5 protein-coding genes are annotated in these 3,401 nt (G+C 70.5%); 3 read left to right on the forward strand and 2 right to left on the reverse strand.

Annotated features, from left to right (window positions below):
* Positions 1 to 215 (reverse strand): hypothetical protein (locus FJ108_18205; protein ID MBM4337825.1); only part of this gene is annotated, 215 nt, incomplete at its 3' end.
* On the opposite strand from FJ108_18205, the gene FJ108_18210 reads away from it, so the two are divergent.
* The 3 genes from FJ108_18210 to FJ108_18220 are packed head-to-tail and all read left to right on the forward strand — an operon-like array spanning position 140 to position 2,605.
* Positions 140 to 1,153 (forward strand): NAD(P)H-dependent oxidoreductase, encoded by a 1,014-nt coding sequence (locus tag FJ108_18210; protein MBM4337826.1) that lies wholly within the window; start codon positions 140 to 142, stop codon positions 1,151 to 1,153. The two genes, FJ108_18205 and FJ108_18210, sit on opposite strands and share 76 nt — an antisense overlap.
* Positions 1,154 to 1,163: 10 nt before the next feature.
* Positions 1,164 to 2,078: a cyclase family protein gene (locus tag FJ108_18215; GenBank protein ID MBM4337827.1), complete on the forward strand. Its 915-nt coding sequence runs from the start codon at positions 1,164 to 1,166 to the stop codon at positions 2,076 to 2,078.
* Positions 2,078 to 2,605 (forward strand): hypothetical protein, encoded by a 528-nt coding sequence (locus tag FJ108_18220; GenBank protein MBM4337828.1) that lies wholly within the window; start codon positions 2,078 to 2,080, stop codon positions 2,603 to 2,605. The genes FJ108_18215 and FJ108_18220 overlap by 1 nt, the downstream gene beginning before the upstream one ends.
* Positions 2,606 to 2,612: 7 nt before the next feature.
* Here the strand turns inward: FJ108_18220 and FJ108_18225 are convergent, their stop codons facing one another.
* Positions 2,613 to 3,401 (reverse strand): prohibitin family protein, encoded by a 789-nt coding sequence (locus FJ108_18225; GenBank protein ID MBM4337829.1) that lies wholly within the window; start codon positions 3,399 to 3,401, stop codon positions 2,613 to 2,615.

A 3,401-nucleotide genomic window follows, 5' to 3' on the forward strand; every position in this document is an offset into this window, starting at 1 on the left:
CTCGCGCCGGTGTCCGCGCCTTCCAGCACGGCGAGCACCAGACGTTCGCCGCCGACCAGGGTCGAGTCGTCGCTCGAGGAGCTGCGCGAGCGGTTTCGAAACCACGCCATGATCGAGCGCAGTCTCGACGCCTGCCGCCATCGGGTCAAGAGCTCGTTGCTCGGCGTGCCGATCCCGCGCAGAATGCCCGCGTGCACGATCTCGGGCTCACGCACGTCGCGCTCTCCTCGTCGGACCTCGACGCGACCGTCGCGTTCTGGTCGCGCTACGCGCGAATGCAGGTCGTGCACCGGCGCGACGGGGTCGTCTGGCTCTCCGATCGCACCCGGCCGTTCGTGATCGTGCTGGTGGCGACACCGACGGTCGAGAACCCGCTCCGGCCGCTCGCGCATCTAGGCGTCGGGTGCGAGAGCCGCGCCGAGGTCGATCGCCTGGCCGCGCTCGCGGCACAGGAGGGCCGTCTGGTCGCAGGCCCGTCCGACGCCGGTCCGCCGGTCGGATACTGGGCCTTCATCCGCGACCCCGACGGCCACACGCTCGAGCTCTCGTTCGGACAGGAGGTCGGGCTCACCGTGGAAGGAGACAAACGATGAAGCTGGTTGCGATCTCGGGCTCGCTGCGCGGGGCGTCGCTGAACCGCAGGCTACTGGATCTGTCGCTGCGGGTTCTGGAGAAGGAGGGCGCGCAGGTGGACCGCGTCGATCTGCGCGCGCTCGATCTGCCGTTCTACGACGGCGATCTCGAGGCGGGCTCGGGCCTGCCGGCCGGCGCGCAGGAGCTGGCGGCGCGAATCGCAGCGGCCGACGGGCTCGTGATCGCGTCGCCGGAATACAACTACTCGGTGCCGGCCGTGCTGAAGAACGCGATCGACTGGGTCACGCGCGCGAAGCCGATGCCGCTGCGCGGGAAGACCGCCGTGCTGATGTCCGCGTCGCCGTCGCTCGTCGGCGGGAACCGCGGGCTCTGGGTGCTGCGGATGTCGCTCGAAGTCGTCGGCGTGCACGTCTACCCGGACATGTTCTCGCTCGCTTCGGCGCACCAGGCCTTCGACGACGCAGGCGAGCTCTCCGACGCGGCGCTCGACCGCTTCCTGCGCTTCGTGCTCACGGGCTTTGCGCGCTCCACCCGGCTGCACGCGCAGCCTCCGGCGTGAGGGCGATGCGATGAGCGCGGCGCGCGCGCCGCTGTCTCACGAGCAGGTTCTCGCCTTCCACCAGTCACTCTCGAACTGGGGCCGGTTCGGCGCGCGCGATCAGCTCGGCACGCTGAATCTGATCACGTCCGAGAAGCGCGTGGCCGCGGCCCGGCTCGTGCGCAGCGGGCGGACCGTATCGGCGTCGCGGCCGCTGCCGACGCTGCCCGGCCCCGAGAATCCGAACCCGGTCGCGCACCACATGACCGGCACCGCGACCGAGGGCTGGGGCGGCGACTACTTCGCGATCGCGCCGCACGGCTTCGCCACCTCTCACATCGACGCGCTCTGCCACATCTTCCACGAGGGGAAGCTGTACAACGGCTATCCGATCGAGAGCGTGACCGCGCACGGCGCGCTCGAGCTCGGCATCCACGAGCTGAGCTCCGGCGTCGTCTCGCGCGGCATTCTGCTCGACGTGCCGCGATCGCGCGGCGTGCCGTTTCTCGACAGCGGCGAGCCGATCTTCCCCGACGACCTCGAACGCGCCGAGCGGGACGCGCGCCTGCGCGTCGAGCCGGGCGACCTCCTGCTGGTGCGCACCGGGCGCTGGGCGCTTCGCGACGCGCGCGGGCCGTGGGATCCGCGCGTCTCGCTCGCGGGCCTGGACGCCTCGTGCCTGCCTTGGCTGCACGAGCGCGGCGTGGCGGCGCTCGGCTGCGACGGCGTCTCCGACGTCATTCCCTCGCGCGTCCCCGGCGTGGGCCTGCCGATCCACTCCGTCGCGATCGCGGCGCTCGGCCTGCACCTGATCGACAACCTGGAGCTCGAGCCGCTCGCCAGCGCCTGCGTCGCCGAAGCGCGCTGGGAGTTCCTGCTCACGCTCGCGCCGCTGGTGCTGCTGCGCGGCACCGCCTCGCCGCTGAATCCGATCGCGGTCTTCTGATGGGGGCGAGCGCCGCTCGAGTCGTCGGGGTGGCGCTCGCGAGCGTCGCCGCGCTCGGAATCGCCTTAGCCGCGATCACCTGGCTCGCGCTCGAGTCCGGCGGCGTCGCGATCGTCGAGACCCACGCGGAGAATGGCTCGATCCGCTCGACCCACGTCTGGTTCGTGGAGCCGGAGCGCGAGCTCTGGCTCGAGGCCGGCGGCGTCGCGATCGTCGAGACCCACGCGGAGAATGGCTCGATCCGCTCGACCCACGTCTGGTTCGTGGAGCCGGAGCGCGAGCTCTGGCTCGAGGCCGGCTCGGCGCAGAACGCGTGGTTCGACGACCTCGGCCGCGATCCGCGGATCGCGCTCCGCGCCGAGGGCCGACACGGCGACTTCCTGGCCGTGCGCTTCGAGGACTCTTCGGCGCGCGCGCGGATCCGCGCGCTGCTGCGCGAGAAATACGGACTTCGCGACCGCTGGGTCGGGCTCTTCGTCGACCAGACCCGCTCGCGCGTGGTGCGCCTGGACCCCGCCGAGCCCTGAGCCGCGATCAGCGCGCGCTTCCCTGCCTCTCGAGCGGGAGCATGATGTTCGAGCCGGCGCCGACCACCTGCGGCGAGACGCCGTTCCACTTCTCGACCATCTTCAGCTCGACGAGCTTCGGCGCCTGCTCGAGCGCCTCGCCCTGGATTCGGATCGACTCCGCGTCGGCGGTGGCCTTGATGATCAGCGTCTCGGCGTCGGTCTTGGCCTGCTGCATCTTGAAGATCGCCTTCTCGGCCTCCTGCTGCTGCACCATCTTGGCCTCGATCGCCTGCTCGAGCTCTCGCGAGAGCTTCACGTCCTCGATCACGAGGTCCTCGATGATCAGCAGGCTTCCGACCTTCTCGCGCGACGACTCGAGCGCCGCGGCCTTGACCTGCTCGCGCGACTTCACGATGTCGGCGGCGGTGCGCAGCGCCGTGGCTTCCTTGGTCGCCTCCTGCACGCGCGGCAGGATCAGCTTCTCGAACGGGTGTCCCGCGTAGTCGCGCAGCACCGAGACCACCGACGTCTCCGGGATCCGGTACAGCACCTTGAGCTGGATCGTGATCTGCTGCAGGTCGGACGAAAAGCAGTCCGCGCCGATCTCGCGCGTGTCCTGCTGCACGTTCACGCGCCAGATCTGCGTGACCATGGGCAAGCGCATGCCGAAGCCAGGCGCGACGAACTGATCCGACATCGTGCCGAGCGTGACGTGCACGCCGCGCTCGCCGGGCTGCACGACGTAGAAGCTGTTGAGCAGCACCATGGCGACGAGCAGGCCGAGAACCGCCGTTCCGATCAAGCGTGGATTCAT

The sequence above is a fragment of the Deltaproteobacteria bacterium genome (genome assembly GCA_016875225.1).
Classification (GTDB): domain Bacteria; phylum Myxococcota_A; class UBA9160; order SZUA-336; family SZUA-336; genus VGRW01.